This window comes from Paucibacter sp. TC2R-5, from assembly GCF_025717605.1.
In the GTDB taxonomy this organism is placed as follows: Bacteria; Pseudomonadota; Gammaproteobacteria; order Burkholderiales; family Burkholderiaceae_C; genus Paucibacter_A; species Paucibacter_A albus.
This window is the reverse complement of sequence record NZ_JAJIRQ010000002.1, coordinates 120736-134934: the sequence shown is the minus strand read 5'-3', so window position 1 is coordinate 134934 and position 14199 is coordinate 120736. Positions and strand designations below refer to the sequence as shown.

Sequence of the window (14199 nt, the reverse complement as noted above, 5' to 3'; positions counted from 1 at the left end):
ACTATTCCAGCGTAATTGACGGGTAGCGTGCAGCGATGGCGGCCACCGTGCCGTCGCGTCGCATCGCGTCCCAGCTTTGCTGCAGACGCTGACGGGTGGCTTCATCGGTGGCCAAGCTCAGGGCCATCGAAGGGCGTGACTCGGAGAATTGCAGCACCGGCTCAATCTGGCCGGGGTCGAAACCAAATTGTTTCAGCAGCGCCGGCGCGAGCGAGGCGTTCAAAGCCAGCAGATCGGTGCGGCCGGCGAAAAAGCGCCGCAACAGACTGATGTGGTCGGCGCTGCGGTCCAGCGACTGCCCGGTGTCCAAGCCCAGCGCGATCAATTCGCGTTCCGAGACATCATTCTTGACCACACCAATGCGCAGGCCGCCTGCGGCCTTGAACTTGTCGAGCCTGTCGAGCTTGATGTCGCTGCGGGATTTGAGCTTGAACAGCGTGCCGCGGCGGGTCGCAATCTGACCCAGCCAATGGAATTGGGCCTCGCGCTCGGCCAGCCGAACAATGGCCGGCACCAGTACCTGTGCCTCGCTGCTGCTGCGCAGCAGCACCCGCGCCCAGGAATTGAACTCAAAGCTGGCCGGCATTTTTGCGCGTGCCAGCAGTTCCTGCGCCAGCTCCAGCGCGTAGCCGGCGGGCCGGCCCTCGGCGTCGGTGTAGCTATAGGGCGGCAACTCCTCCATCAAGACCTTGATGCCCGCCGTTTGGCTCAGCGCCCTAGCCCATAAGCCCAAGCATCCCGCGCCAAGCAGCAGCACGCGCAGGCAGTCGCGGCGCATCACGCGACGCTTGGCGGGCAGCGATGAATCAGCAAAGCTTGATCTGAATGGCATAAGGCCAAGAATATGACAGGTTTTTTGGTCACAGGCCCTGTGCACAATGCCGGCATGAGTGATCGAACGCAATCCTTCGGTGAAGAAATCGCCAATGCCATCAGCCATGGACTGGGCTTCCTCTTGGCCGTGGCCTCGCTGCCCATCCTGACCTATTCGGCGGCTCAGCAGGGCTCGGCGCGCAATGTAGTCGCGGCGGCGGTGTTCTCGGTCACGATGATGATTTTGTATCTGGTCTCGACGCTGTATCACGCGCTGCCCGAGGGGCGTGGCAAGCTGTGGATGAACCGGCTGGACCATGCCGCCATCTACCTGTTCATTGCGGGCAGCTACACGCCGTTTGCGCTGGGCGTTCTGCATGGCGCTTGGGGCTGGGTGCTGTTCGGCCTGGTCTGGACCAGCGCCTTGGTCGGCATCACCGCCAAATTATTCAACCGCTTGCGTCACCCGCTGTGGTCAACCGGCTTGTATATCGCGATGGGCTGGCTGGTTATTTTTGCGCTCGGGCCCTTGATGGCCCGCATGGCCTCGGCCGGCCTGATCTGGCTGGTGGCCGGCGGCGTCGCCTACACGCTCGGCGCGGTGGTGTTCATGCTGGATCACCGGGTGCGCTACGCTCATTTTGCCTGGCATTTGTTCGTGCTGGCCGGTAGCGGCTGCCACTTTGTGGCCGCACTCTGGTACGCGGTTTAAGTGTTGTTTGAGCTCGGCTAACTGCTGGGCTCGGCGGTGACCATGCAGTCGCGGCCCGCAGCCTTGGCTTGGTAGAGCGCGGTGTCGGCACGCTTGAGCAAGGCTTCGGGCGTTTCACCCCAGCTCGCTTGAGCCAAGCCGGCGGAGCAGGAATAGCCGCGCTCGGGATGCTCGGGCAGCGGGCGCGATTGGCGCACGCGGGCCAGCAAACGCTCAACAATCGACTGCGCTTGCGGCAGTCCGGCCGCCGGCAGAACCAGCAAGAATTCCTCGCCGCCTAAGCGGGCGCAGCCATCTTCGCGGCGGCTGCCGGCCTGCAAGAGGCGGGCAAAGTCGCAGATCACCAAGTCACCCGCGCCATGGCCGAGGCAGTCGTTGATCTGTTTGAAGAGGTCCAGATCAAGCACCGCGATACACAGCGGCCAAGGCTCGCTCTGCGATAGGGCGGCGCGCAGCAATTGCAGCCCATGGCGGCGATTGCTCAGGCCGGTCAGCGCATCGGTGTGAGCGGCGGCTAGCGCTTGCGTATGCGCTTGGCGCAGCGAGCGATCGCCTTGGCGCAGGCTGGTGATGTCGCTGGCGACGCACAACATAGGGCCATGCAACTGAGTCGTCTCGGTCATCCAGATCCAGCGTCCATCGCACAGATCGGCCTCAAAAGCACGAAAAGGGGTCTTGCCGCGCCGCGACGAGATTGCCGCCAACCAGGCCTCGATGTCATCGGTCTGTATCGACGCACCGCGCCCATGGGCATGGTTGTCGCGCATCATGTCGGCCCATGTGAGCTGACCGTCAGGCTCGACGGCATAGGCTTGGCGGAAGGCCTTGTTGGCGTGAACCAAAACGTCCTGGGCATCGAACAAGGCCACCATCAGCGGGCTTTGCTCATGCATCTGCAGCAAGATGTCGGCCGGCGCCGGGGGCAAGGGCTCTGATGCATCTGTCATTGGCTTGTCACTCCTGCGTGGTGGCCTATTTTGCTGTATTTGTTTGTGTCCCCGCGGGCCTTTGTGTCGTTACCATGCGGACTGTGTTTTCAGGCCCGGGCCGCAACAGGAGTCAGCAATGAAATGGGAAGATCAGCGCCAGAGTGATAACGTCGAAGACCGGCGTGATGGCGGCGGCGGAGGTGGTTTCGGCGGGGGGCGCGGCATCGGCGGCGGTCGCGGCCTGAGCCTGGGCGGCATCGTGATTGCCTTGCTGGCCTCCTGGGCCTTTGGGATCAATCCGATGACGGTGTTGGGCTTGATGGGCGGCGGCGCTGCGCCCGAGCCTGCGCCGGCGGCCCGGTCGCACACGGGAGCCAAGCTGCAGGACGAGGGGGGGCGATTTGTCAGCGCCGTGCTGGCCGATACCGAGGATGTCTGGGCGGCGTACTTCGCCGAACAGCAGCAGAAATACCCGCCGCCGGCGCTGGTGCTGTTCCGTGGCCGCAGCAATACCGGCTGTGGGCTGGGCGAGGCGGCCATGGGGCCGTTCTACTGCCCGGCCGACCGTAAGGTCTATATCGACCTGGCTTTTTATGACACGCTGCGCGACCGACTCGGCGCGCCGGGTGACTTTGCGCAAGCCTATGTGATTGCCCATGAGGTGGGCCATCACCTGCAGAACTTGCAGGGCACGACGGCCAAGATGGACGCGGCGCGCCAGCGCGTGTCCGAGCGCGACTACAACGCGCTGAGCGTGCGTTTAGAGCTGCAGGCCGACTGCTATGCCGGCGTCTGGGCCTTCCATTCGCAGCAAGGCAAGGGCTGGCTGGAAAAAGGCGATATTGAAGAAGGCCTGAACGCTGCGGCGCAAATCGGTGATGACACCTTGCAGCGCAAGTCGCAGGGCACGGTGGTGCCGGAGAGCTTCACTCATGGCAGCAGCGAGCAGCGCACCCGCTGGTTCAAGCGCGGCTTGGAGTCGGGGGACTTGAAGGCCTGTGACACCTTCAAGAGCGGCCCGGTTTAAAGGGCGGGGTCAGTCGGTCTTGCCTGCAAGCACGATATAGGGGTGGCGTGCGGCGATCGCCGCCACCGTGCCGTCCCGGCGCATGCTGTCCCAGGCGGTTTGCAGTTTGAGATAGATGGCCGGGCTACCCTCCCCCTTGCTCAGGCCCATGTACAGGCTGACTTCGGACAGCTTGGCTTGAGGCTCGATTTTTTGAGGGTCATAGCCCATTTTCCCCATCATGGCGGCAAGCACGACGCTGTTGGCGGCGATCAATTCGTCGCGCTCGACAAAAAGTTTGCGCAGCATGGCCACGTGGTCGGGGCTGCGGTCGAGTTGTTTGCCAAACTCAAAGCCATGGGCCAACAGGGCACGTTCGGCCGCGTCATCGCGCACGACTGCAATCTTGTAGGCCTTGGCGGCGTCCAGCGTCGGAGCCTGGACATCAGGCCTGGACCTCAGTCGGTACAAGTAAGCGCGCCTGGCGGCGGTTGGTCCTATCCAATGAAACTGCGCCTCCCGCTCCGGCAAACGCGCCATGCTGACGATCAGCGTCAAGGGCTGGGAGATGGCGCGCTGGTAAATCCGCGCCCAGGAGTTGAACTCAGTCTGATGGCTCAAACCGCTGCGCTTGAGCATCTCCTCCATCAGCTCGACCGCATAGCCGGCCGGATTACCTTTGTCATCGAGAAAGGAATAAGGCGGGACCGGCTCCAGAAGCACATTGAGGCTTGTGGCGCTCGCTTGGGTGGACTGCGCCAAGGCGGGCTGGGCGCCCGCTAGCAGGGTGCTAACGCTGAGCAGGAATTGCAGAACAATCTGCTTGCAGGCCTGTATCGACATGGGGTGACCATCGGTGATTGATGGGTCAATTGTCGGGGCATTGTTGCCCGGGCCCAGCCTGCCGCCTCTTGATGCTGGGGCGATGGCTTCAGGCCACCACGGCCAGATGGTTGAGAAACCAGTTGCCGGCTAGCAGCGAGACCGCCTGTAGGCTGCGCGATTCTTCGAGCAAATGATGAACTCTTGGCACGATCTCGATACGTTTTTCACAGTGGAGTTGGATGAAAGCGGCCCGGTTCAGCGCCAAGACTTCGGTGTCTTCGGCGCCGACAATCAGCAGACTGGCGGCACGCACCTGCGTCAGATAGTTGCTTGCCAGATCGGGCCGGCCGCCGCGAGAGACCAGAGCGCGCCAAGTTTCTGGCTGGCGCGCAGCAGCCACAAAGGCCGCCGCTGCGCCCGTGCCGCCGCTGAACAAGGCCTGCGGCATCACGCGAGCTTCAGACGGCAAGGCAGCGGGCACTTCCAGCAGTCGCTGGGCAAGAGATTCGACAGCTAGCCCCTCCTCATCGACCCCGCTGACCCCATCTCCCCCCTGCGCTGCACGCTCCTGGTCGGTCAACAAATCCAGCAGCAGTGTGCCCAGACCTTGGCGTCGAAAACTCTGTGCTACCTGCTGACTGCGTCGGCTACTTCGGCTGCTGTCCCGCCCATGTGGGAAGACAACCAAGCCGCGAGCGCGCGCGCCAATGTACAAATCCCCAGTCAGGCCATGTTCTCCTATCGAAATCTGTGAAGTGCCAAACATGGCGACGTCCTTTCAATCCGCGCGGCTGGAGCAATATTTCGAGCAAGAAGGCCCGGCAGCAATATCCAATGAATTGGGTTTCATTCTTCAGTAATTCTGGTCGAGCGCGTTGATTAAAATCAGTCGCAATATGGCGTGGAGATTTTTTTGAGTCGCGCTGCTCTTCGAGATTTGAGCTGGGATTTGGATTTTCGCGCATGGAGAGAGTTATTGATGATGAATCCATCATCAATAACTCTTCGGGGCGCAAATGCTTGCGCAGCCAAAAAATAAAATAAAAAAAGGTGCCTGAGCACCTTTTCAAACCCCCCCAAGGATTTGTCTTTCAATCAGCTGCGGCGACGGCGAGCCGACAGCCAGCCGATTGCACCCAAGCCAGCCAGCATCAAGGCATAGGTTTGTGGTTCTGGCACGGCCATAACATAGGAGTAACCAATGCTGACAGTTTGTCCTGCCTTGATGTTGCCCAAGTCATAGGCGAGATTGATGGAATCATCAGCGAAGGAGGATGTGCCGATAGTCTGATTGGCAGCAATAGCGGTGTGAGGATTTACTGGAGTGCAGCAATCACCCATGTTGATATAGGGGAAGATCGAGAATGCTGCTGCGCTGGTGTCGTTTTGCAAAGTCACGCCATAACCGCCAGCCCAAGCGCTGACGGACGATTTGGCACCCACGTCCAAGACTGTATTGCGAGTTTTGGGGCCATTGCTTGGCTGGCCTTGGTCGGGGTCAAAACCAATCGTCCAAGCTGCTTTTGTTGCATCGGCGCCGGTGTTGTTGGTGAGATTCAATGTCACTGCCAACTTGTTTTCAGCGACAGCATGGATGACTTGGCTAAAGGTCCAGCCGGCGCTTGCGATGGTGGTCGCAGCTGCACCTGGGCCAACGGCGTAGGTAGTGCCGCCGAGTGGGTTAGAGCCAAAATTGGCGACGTGGGAGTTGCCCGATTCATCGAACCAATACCAGCTGCTCTCAACTCCCCACTTGATGTACTCCTTGCCCTTGTACTGCAGCATGCCTGGTGCGGTATTGTCAAAGTTGCCAGCGTTGTCTACCCAAGCCTTCAAATCGCCACCGGCGCTGCTGATCGCCACGGTTGCATTCGCCATGCCGATGGTGGAGGCGAACAAAGCGGCCGTAGCCAAGAGTTTGAATTTCATGATGTTTCCCTAAGTTAAATTGATTGATGAGAAAAATAAACCTGTCGGCACCAATTATTTTTAAGTGCCTCTGGGCGTCATGACATGCGTACCTCAATCAGGAGCCTCCGGCTTGATAAACTGAATATGACCGTGGTCACTGAGCAAGAGTCAATTGCTTTCGTGATTTGGGCCGCACCGTTTGATCTCCTGACGTCAGTAGACCGTTTCAAGAGATAAAAAAATTGAGCGCACGCAAGCGCCGAACATTTTTCAGGCCGGCTGACAATTCAAGTGGGGGATTTACAAGGCAGCCGCTGCAGCGGTATGGGGCAGCGGCTAGTTTTACGCAGTCACGGCAATGCGCGGGCCTGAGCCGGAATATCGGTGGCCGAACAAGGCGGTGGAACCAGAACAGCGCGTCGGTGCTGGATGGATGGGCAAGTGCAGCAGGCCGATCGGGCTGCAAATTCATGCGTTGGCGGGGCGCAGACTTGCACGCGTGCCTGTTTCAGGGCTTCATCCCAAGCCTGAAGGGGGGCGCAGCCTGCTGCCGCTTCGCGCTCAGGCGGCTACGCTGCGCTCGCTTACCCTGCCAGCGAGGCGCTGGCTTGTTCACCCAACTGGTTCTCTATGCCGTAACGAACAATCGCCGCGAGGTTGGGGAGTTGGAGCTTTTCTTGAATGCGAGTCTTGTGGGTGCTGACGGTTTTGATCGACAGATGCAATTGCTCGGCAATGTCCGTCAGGCGGTGCCCGTCCACCAAACGGCGTAACACTTCCAGCTCGCGGTTGGAGAGCTTGGCGTGGCTGGCCATGGCCGCGCCGCCGTTGAGCTGCTGCACCACTTTCTCTGCCAGCGCCGCACTGACATATGAGCCGCCGCTGAGCAGCTTGTTGACGGCCGCCAACAACTCCTTGGCAGCACTGTCCTTGGTCAGATAGCCGTTCGCGCCGGCCTTGAAGGAGCGCATCGCGTATTGCTCCTCCGCATGCATGCTCAGCACCAGAATGCGAATGGCGGGGCGCTGCGCGCGAACGCGTTGGATCAAATCGACGCCGTTCAGCCCCGGCATCGACAGATCAGCGATCACAAGATCAGAGGGGCGCGTTCGCAAGAAATCCAAGGCGTCAAATCCCGATCCGGCTTCATCGATCAGCCACTGAGCGTTATGCGCTTGCAAGATCCGGCGCACGCCTTCGCGCACGATCGAATGGTCATCTACCAGCAGCATATGCAAACTGCCCTCAGTGCGGATTGCGGTCATAGCATCTCCTTGGAGGCGTCAGCATTGGCAGCGAAAGCGGGTTGCTCCTCGGCTTGTTGTTCCCAGGGCATGGTCGGCATTTGGAGCTGGCTGCGTGGCAATTGACGCGGTAGCGGCAAGCGCACTCGGATGCGCCCGCCGAACAAGGTGTTGTCGGCCTGCATCTGCCCCTCCAGCAGCAGCGCACGCTCCCGCATACCCAGCAAGCCAAAAGAGCCTTCCTTGCGCAAAGCCTTGGCCGCGAATCCGACGCCGTTGTCCTGCACGGTGAGCACCAACTCTTTACCCTCAACCCCGAGGTCTATTTCTACGGTGGTGGCGTGCGCATGGCGCGCCACATTGGTGAGGGACTCCTGAACCATGCGATACAGCGCGGTGGAAGTGCGGGGATCCATCTGTGGTTCATCGTGGCCGAGGCGAACGGTCACTTTCAAGCCCATGCGACGTTCAAACTCGCGGGCCAGCCATTCGATGGCGGCGTAAAGCCCAAGGTCATCGAGCATCAAAGGGCGCAGATCAGCGGCAATATGCCGGACCGAGGCCATGGTCGCATCCAGCATATCCAGCATGCTGACCACACGCGTCTGGCTGGCTCGGCCGTGCAGTTCGGCCCCGACTTCGGAGAGGTCCATTTTCAACGCGCTCAAGCGTTGCCCCAGTTCGTCATGCAGCTCGCGCGCTATGCGTCGGCGCTCTTCCTCGCGCGCGTCGATCAAGCTCGCAGATAAGCGGCGCAGCTCATGACGGGACTGTTGCAACTCCAGGCTTTCTTGTTCCTGAAGAGTGACATCGCTGAGTACCATTTGCACGGTCGATTTTTCCAGGCCGGGCATGGTGGCGATCGCGATCTCGACCAGGCGATGGCTGCCGTCCATGCGCGTCACCTTCTCTGTCATCGTGCACAAACTGCCCGCCGCAACGCCAACCGCACGCTTGATCTGCTGATTCATGACGGCGTGCGAGTCCGAGTGGATCAGGTGATAGACCGGCTTGCCAATCACTTGGTCCAAACTTTTTGCGCCCAGCAGACCGAGGCAGCTTCGATTGGCGAAGACGATGATTTCCTCCTCAGTGATGAGCATGGCCACCGGGGCTAACTCAAAAAGCCGTCGGAACTGATTTTTAATTCCTGCCAACTCTGATCGGAGCCCTTGCTCCACGCTCAGGTCGCGCACCAAGGCGGTGAACAGGGGTTTGGCTTGGCCGCGCTCGACCATCGAATGGCTCTTGGAGAGGATCAGCGAAATGGGAAACACATCTCCATTGGCGCGTAAGCCCAGCAGTCCGTCTTGATCCGTGACGGCCTGTTCGCTTTGATCCGAGAGTAAAAAAGCCCGGACCATCTCGGCATGATGGGCGCGTTGCTCCGGAGGTATCAGCATCTGCAAGTCCTGGCCAATCACCTGGGCCTCAGCAAAGCCAAACATTTGCACCGCCGCCGGATTGACCATGACGATTTGTTGCTTGGCGTTGACGCTGATGATGCCCTCGCAGGCAGCATGTACGGCGCTTCGGTTCGCGTCGACCTGATCAAGCTTGCTGCTCAGTGAGTCGCAAGCTTTGACCTTGCCGAGGCGCTTCTTCCGCAGGGGCCGTGGGGATTTGATCTCGTTCATGGGGGCAACTTATTGATCATCCGGCTGCAAGTGGCGATCAACCAAGGCCGCCTTGCGGCCTGGCTCGCCTCAATCCATCTTAGCGGCAACTGTCCTACTCCTTGGCGTAGGAATTTTCTCTAATTTGACCCGGAAAGCGTTGCGACCCCTGGGCTTGTTCCGACAAATAGTCTGCCGGAGCGCCGATGGAAAGGGCCGGCCAATCCGCGCATGCTTCGGTCATCGTGAATCCGGTATTAGGACAGCTGAGGAGGCTAACCATGGAACTAGGTTTTGGAGCAACAGTGCTGCAGTCCACTCGAGCGGCGTGGACCGCAGGTTCGCGAGCTAACGCACCAGCTCTGCATACACTGTCGGACTTGCTTTTGTTGATGGACCCCCGCGCAGAGACCAGCCCCGCAAGTGACCGTGTCCCGGTGGCTAGCCGTGCGGTGAAGGCCGGCGCAACACTCTTTCGACAGTCTTGCGTGGCCGATGCGATCTACTTCGTCAGCATGGGCTCGTTCAAGGTGTTCCGTACCGCCGAGGATGGCTACGAGCAAGTGCTGTGCTTTGTCGGCGCTGCGGAGTTGCTCGGTTACGACGCACTGTGCACACACAGTCATCCAACCGAAGCGCTAGCCCTGGAGGACTCGCGCGTTTGCGTAGTCCCTTTGCATGAGCTTTTTGCCCTGGGTCAGGCCACACCGGCTTTTGACCGTATGTTGCATCTTGCCGTCAGCAGGCAGTTGACGCGGCATGGCGAAGTGACGGATGTGATGGCGGCCGTCGCCGCCGAAGTGCGCTTGGCGCGGTTTTTATTGAACTTGTCGGCGCGCATGCAGGCGCGTGGTCAGTCGCCTCGCCGTTTGTTGTTGCGTATGTGCCGTCGTGACATCGCCAGCCATCTCGGTGTCGCGCATGAAACCGTTAGCCGGTCTTTCACGGCCTTGGCAGATCTAGGCTATCTGCAGGTCAGAAATCGCGAAGTCGAGATCCTCTACCTTCCCGCCTTGATCGAGTTCGCGCGCAGCACGCGAGGCTCCAGTGAGGACTTGATGAATCAGGCCAGATGCCGGGTCAGCAAGGCAGATGAGGTGGGTACAGCGGGCGCAATGGGTCGAGAGTCCGAGGCACTTGCAGCCTTGAAAGCATTGTCGAAAGACGCAGGGCAGGCCTCGTTTCCAGTGGGTAAATCAGCGGCTCGTATCCGCGCAAGCGCCGGTGCCTAAAGGGATCTTGAGCATTGCCCGGGGCGGGGGAGCGTCGCGCGCGGGGTCTTGACGGGCTGGTTTATGCTGCGCCTATGAATAAACCCAAACCCTTCTCCATGATCCGCGAGTTCCACCTCGCCGACTGGTTCACCTTGGCGAACTCGTTTGCTGGCATGGGGGCGCTGTTTTCGGTGATGACGTTCTTGCAGACGGGCGATGTCAAACATATCTACTACGCCTGCGCCTTGATCCCATTGGCCTTTGTGTTCGATGTGCTGGACGGCAGCGTGGCGCGCTGGCGCCAGCAGTCGTCGACCATGGGCCGCGAGTTGGATTCCTTGGCCGACGTTATCTCCTTTGGCGTGGCGCCCGCCGCGATTGCCTATGCCTGCGGCATGCAGGGTCTGTTTGACCGGATCGTGCTGGTCTTCTTTGTTGCCTGCGGGGTGTCTCGGCTGGCGCGCTTCAACGTCACGGCGGAAGCTCTCAGCGAGGGGGGCGACAAGGTCAAGTACTTTGAGGGCACCCCAATACCAACGTCTCTGGTGCTGGTGATCGTGATGTGGATCGCGGCGGCTCTTGGGGCGATCGGCGATCAGCTGTGGCTGGGTAGGCTTGAAATCGCCGGGTTCTACTTGCACCCTTTGGTCTTGCTCTACGCTGTCTCCGGCTCCTTGATGGTCAGCCGAATTCGCGTTCCCAAGTTCTGAGCCGGCAGGCACAAAAAGAAAAGCCCGGATACCGTTCACGGCATCCGGGCTGATCGCTTTGGCTGGCTGGTCCGGCTTGGCCTGGACTGGCTGGCTTGGGGCCCTCGTTGGCTTCCCCCTCCTGTATTTGTGCCCAATTATGGGAATTTGGTTCTACAGTGGTCTTAGTATTTGCCCTTGCTTGTGCGGTATACGCACGAGCTATTGCGGGGCTTCGCTCAGTGCTTGATCCAGCACTTCGACCCAATGCCGTACCGGCGTCGTTGTGCCGCTTTGCAGATGTTGAATGCAGCCAATATTGCCCGAGACGATGGTTTGGGCATGCAAGGGCGCGAGTGCTTGCAGCTTTTGATCTCGGAGTTGCTTGGACAGCTTGGCTTGCAAGACCGAATAAGTGCCTGCAGAGCCGCAGCAAAGGTGGCTGTCACAGCTGGCCAACTGGACCTCAAAACCCAGCTCGCGCAGGCCTGCCTCGACGCCGCCTCGAAGTTGCTGACCATGCTGCAAGGTACAAGGAGGGTGATAGGCCAATTTGTGCGGTGCTTTGCCTTTCAGCAGCGGCTTCAGTGCGGGCAGCAAGTCTGGCAGCAACTCACTCAGGTCGCGCGTGAGGGCGCTGATCTTGGCCGCCTTGACGGCGTAATCGGGGTCGTCGCGCAAGGCGTGACCGTATTCTTTGACAGTCACACCGCAGCCTGAGGCGTTCATCACCAGCGCTTCGATCTTGCCGGCCTCGGTCATCCCTTCGACCAGCGGCCACCAGGCATCGATATTGCGCCGCATATCGGCCAGGCCGCCCGCATGGTCGTTCAGATGGCTGCGAATGGCGCCGCAGCAGCCGGCGCTCTCGGCCACCAAAGTTTGGATGCCTGCTGCGTCCAGCACGCGGGCAGTGGCGCTGTTGATATTGGGCGCCATGCTGGGCTGTACGCAGCCCAGCAGCAGGCCAACCTTGCGCGCGTGGACGCGGGTCGGCCAGTCGTGCGCCCGGGCGCTGCTGGGGGCGGGCACCTTGTCCTTCAAGCGAGTCGGCAGCAGCGGCCGCACGAGCTGCCCCAGCTTCATTGCGGGCTTGAAGGCCGGCGAGGTCAGCCCCTCCTTCAACAGCCAACGCACCGCCTGTTCTTGCTTGGGCCGCGCCACCTTGGCCTCGACGATGCCGCGCCCGATCTCCAGGAGTTGGGCATACTGCACGCCCGACGGGCATGTGGTTTCGCAGTTACGGCAAGTCAGGCAGCGGTCCAGATGCAGTTGCGTGCTGCGTGTCGGCGCCGCACCTTCCAAGACTTGCTTGATCAAATAGATGCGCCCGCGCGGCCCATCCAACTCGTCGCCCAGCAGTTGGTAGGTGGGGCAGGTGGCGGTGCAAAAGCCGCAATGCACACAGCGGCTCAGGATGGCCTCGGCCTCAGCCCCTTCGGGCGTGCCTTGGAATTCGGGGGCGAGTTGGGTTTGCATCAGCGCAGCCGGTACTTGAGGGTCCAGAAATAATCGAGCTCCTGCCACTCGATGTCCTGCGCCTGCGGGGCCAACAAGGCCTGCATTTGCTCAAGCGTAGGGAAGTTCTTCATCACCTCATGCTGGCTGCCATCGCTGAGGCTGCGAACTTGGTAGCCATTGCCCTCGGCATCGACTCGTGCAATCGGCGTGCTGTCGCCCGCCACGAAGCGGTTGTCCATCAAAACCACCAAGGCCCCCGGTGCCAGTTGCGCATGCAGCTGAGCTAACCAGCCAGCTCTGCGCAGCATCGGTACATGCGAAAACCACAATCCAGCGAAAGCGGCATCAAAGGGCGAAGCATGGCCGGCGGGCACCAGGTCGAGCGCGTAGGCGTCGGCCAAGCGAAAACTCACCTTGTCAAAGTCGAGTGGCTTGGACTTGGCGACTTCCAGCACCTCGGCATTGATGTCGGTGCCTTGCCAGCTCAAAGCGCCTGCCGTTGCGGCGGGCAGCCAAAAGCCGGTGCCGGTGGCCACCTCCAGCACATGGCGTGCTCTGAACTGCTCACCCAGCCAGCGCTTCAGGGTGGTGATATCAGCCTGCCGATGCGGGCGGTCGAAGACCTGCTCGTACTCGCGAGCACGCTGCGCGTAGTAACGCGGCATCTGCTCGGTCGTCGAACGTTCAGCACTGATTTCAGAGCTCGCCATAAAGCCTGCCCGGATTGAAAATACCTTGCGGGTCGAACGATTTCTTCAACTCGCGATGAATGCGCAGCAGCGGCGCCGACAAAGGTGCGAAGACACCGCAGCGCTTATCGGCGCCGCGCATCAGCGTGGCGTGACCGCCGGCCTTGGCTGCCGCCTCGCGCACAGCGTCAGCCGCCATCGGCGTTGCGACCCAGCGTTGCGCCCCGCCCCATTCGAGCAGTTGCTCGCCGTGCAGGGTCAAGGCAGGCGCCGTTTGCGGAAGTGACAGCCGCCACAGCTTGGCGCCGCCTTCGACCGCGCGCGCCGCGCCTACAAAGTATTCATCGCTGTGGTCGCGCAAACCGGTCCAAAACGGCGTGGCCAGCTCGTCCTCAATCAAATCGCCCCCTAGGCTTGCGCAGGCCGCCTGCACCGCCGCCCGTGCCCCGGCCAGGCGCAGCACCAGCGCGCCATCCCACCAGGCACTGGCATTGATGGGCAGGGGCTGACCGCCCCAGCGATTGAGCTGATTCAAGGCCTGCTCCTGGCTCAGCTCGAAACGCAAGGTCGCCCTGGCCGTGGGAAAGGGCAGCACTTTCAGCGAGACCTCCAGCAACAAACCCAGAATGCCCATGGAGCCGGCCATCAAGCGCGAAAGGTCATAACCGGCGACGTTCTTGATTACCGTGCCGCCGAAGCTCATGGCCTCGCCCCGACCATTCAACATGGTCACGCCCAAGACATGCTCACGCAGGGCGCCCATGCTGGCCCGGGCCGGGCCGCTCAGGCCCGTGGCCACCATGCCGCCCACGGTGCCCCGGCCTTGTCCGCCAAAGCGTGGAGGCTCAAAGGCCAGATACTGGCCCTGCTCGGCCAAGACCCGCTCCAACTCGACAATCGACGTACCCGCCTTGACGCTGACGACCAGCTCGCTCGGCTCATAACTGCTGATGCCGACGTAGCCCGACATATCAAGCAACTCGCCTTTTGGGGTCTGGCCGTAAAAGGCCTTGCTGCCGTGGCCGCGTATTTCCAATGCTGTGTTGCTGGCGCTGGCGGCTTGGATTCGGTCCTGCAGTTGCTTGAGCAT

The 14199-nt window shown here is 60.9% G+C and carries 14 protein-coding genes; 4 read left to right on the top strand and 10 right to left on the bottom strand.

Annotation, left to right across the window (positions count from 1 at the left end):
- Position 1 precedes the first annotated feature (1 nt).
- Complete coding sequence (locus LNV08_RS04300; RefSeq protein ID WP_263532433.1) at positions 2–832, bottom strand: substrate-binding periplasmic protein; 831 nt, start codon at positions 830–832, stop codon at positions 2–4.
- Between the two features lie 54 nt (positions 833–886).
- Between LNV08_RS04300 and trhA the strand changes: the two genes are divergently transcribed.
- Positions 887–1525, top strand: coding sequence for a PAQR family membrane homeostasis protein TrhA (gene trhA, locus LNV08_RS04295; protein WP_263532432.1), 639 nt, complete (start codon positions 887–889; stop codon positions 1523–1525).
- Between the two features lie 17 nt (positions 1526–1542).
- On the opposite strand, the gene LNV08_RS04290 is transcribed toward trhA, so the two are convergent.
- Positions 1543–2472, bottom strand: a complete 930-nt coding sequence (locus tag LNV08_RS04290) for a sensor domain-containing diguanylate cyclase (RefSeq protein WP_263532431.1) — start codon at positions 2470–2472, stop codon at positions 1543–1545.
- A gap of 118 nt (positions 2473–2590) precedes the next feature.
- Here LNV08_RS04290 and LNV08_RS04285 point away from each other — a divergent pair, with 118 nt between their 5' ends.
- Positions 2591–3481 carry a neutral zinc metallopeptidase gene (locus tag LNV08_RS04285; RefSeq protein WP_263532430.1) on the top strand — a complete coding sequence of 297 codons (891 nt, stop codon included), beginning with the start codon at positions 2591–2593 and terminating at the stop codon, positions 3479–3481.
- Between the two features lie 9 nt (positions 3482–3490).
- Here the strand turns inward: LNV08_RS04285 and LNV08_RS04280 are convergent, their stop codons facing one another.
- The 5 genes from LNV08_RS04280 to LNV08_RS04260 form a co-directional block, all read right to left on the bottom strand.
- Positions 3491–4303 carry a substrate-binding periplasmic protein gene (locus LNV08_RS04280; RefSeq protein WP_263532429.1) on the bottom strand — a complete coding sequence of 271 codons (813 nt, stop codon included), beginning with the start codon at positions 4301–4303 and terminating at the stop codon, positions 3491–3493.
- Between the two features lie 88 nt (positions 4304–4391).
- Positions 4392–5051, bottom strand: coding sequence for an alpha/beta hydrolase (locus LNV08_RS04275; RefSeq protein WP_263532428.1), 660 nt, complete (start codon positions 5049–5051; stop codon positions 4392–4394).
- Between the two features lie 329 nt (positions 5052–5380).
- Positions 5381–6214 (bottom strand): PEP-CTERM sorting domain-containing protein, encoded by an 834-nt coding sequence (locus tag LNV08_RS04270; protein WP_263532427.1) that lies wholly within the window; start codon positions 6212–6214, stop codon positions 5381–5383.
- Positions 6215–6780: 566 nt separating this feature from the next.
- Positions 6781–7461: a response regulator gene (locus tag LNV08_RS04265; RefSeq protein ID WP_263532426.1), complete on the bottom strand. Its 681-nt coding sequence runs from the start codon at positions 7459–7461 to the stop codon at positions 6781–6783.
- The gene (locus LNV08_RS04260; RefSeq protein WP_263532425.1) at positions 7458–9077 is read right to left on the bottom strand and encodes a PAS domain S-box protein; all 1620 of its coding nucleotides are present in this window, start codon (positions 9075–9077) and stop codon (positions 7458–7460) included. Before LNV08_RS04260 ends, LNV08_RS04265 begins: the two co-directional genes overlap by 4 nt.
- A 371-nt stretch (positions 9078–9448) precedes the next feature.
- Here LNV08_RS04260 and LNV08_RS04255 point away from each other — a divergent pair, with 371 nt between their 5' ends.
- Together LNV08_RS04255 and pssA are read left to right on the top strand one after the other, a co-directional pair.
- Positions 9449–10288 (top strand): Crp/Fnr family transcriptional regulator, encoded by an 840-nt coding sequence (locus LNV08_RS04255; protein WP_263532424.1) that lies wholly within the window; start codon positions 9449–9451, stop codon positions 10286–10288.
- Between the two features lie 74 nt (positions 10289–10362).
- Positions 10363–10980, top strand: coding sequence for a CDP-diacylglycerol--serine O-phosphatidyltransferase (gene pssA, locus LNV08_RS04250; protein ID WP_263532423.1), 618 nt, complete (start codon positions 10363–10365; stop codon positions 10978–10980).
- 201 nt (positions 10981–11181) lie between these two features.
- Here pssA and glcF read toward each other — a convergent pair whose 3' ends face one another.
- Genes glcF through glcE form a run of 3 tightly spaced genes read right to left on the bottom strand, consistent with a single transcriptional unit; the run spans position 11182 to position 14199 of the window.
- The gene (gene glcF, locus LNV08_RS04245) at positions 11182–12438 is read right to left on the bottom strand and encodes a glycolate oxidase subunit GlcF (RefSeq protein ID WP_263532422.1); all 1257 of its coding nucleotides are present in this window, start codon (positions 12436–12438) and stop codon (positions 11182–11184) included.
- On the bottom strand, positions 12438–13130 hold the full coding sequence (locus LNV08_RS04240; RefSeq protein WP_263532421.1) for a class I SAM-dependent methyltransferase: 693 nt from the start codon (positions 13128–13130) through the stop codon (positions 12438–12440). Before LNV08_RS04240 ends, glcF begins: the two co-directional genes overlap by 1 nt.
- Positions 13117–14199, bottom strand: a complete 1083-nt coding sequence (gene glcE / locus LNV08_RS04235; protein WP_263532420.1) for a glycolate oxidase subunit GlcE — start codon at positions 14197–14199, stop codon at positions 13117–13119. The genes LNV08_RS04240 and glcE overlap by 14 nt, the downstream gene beginning before the upstream one ends.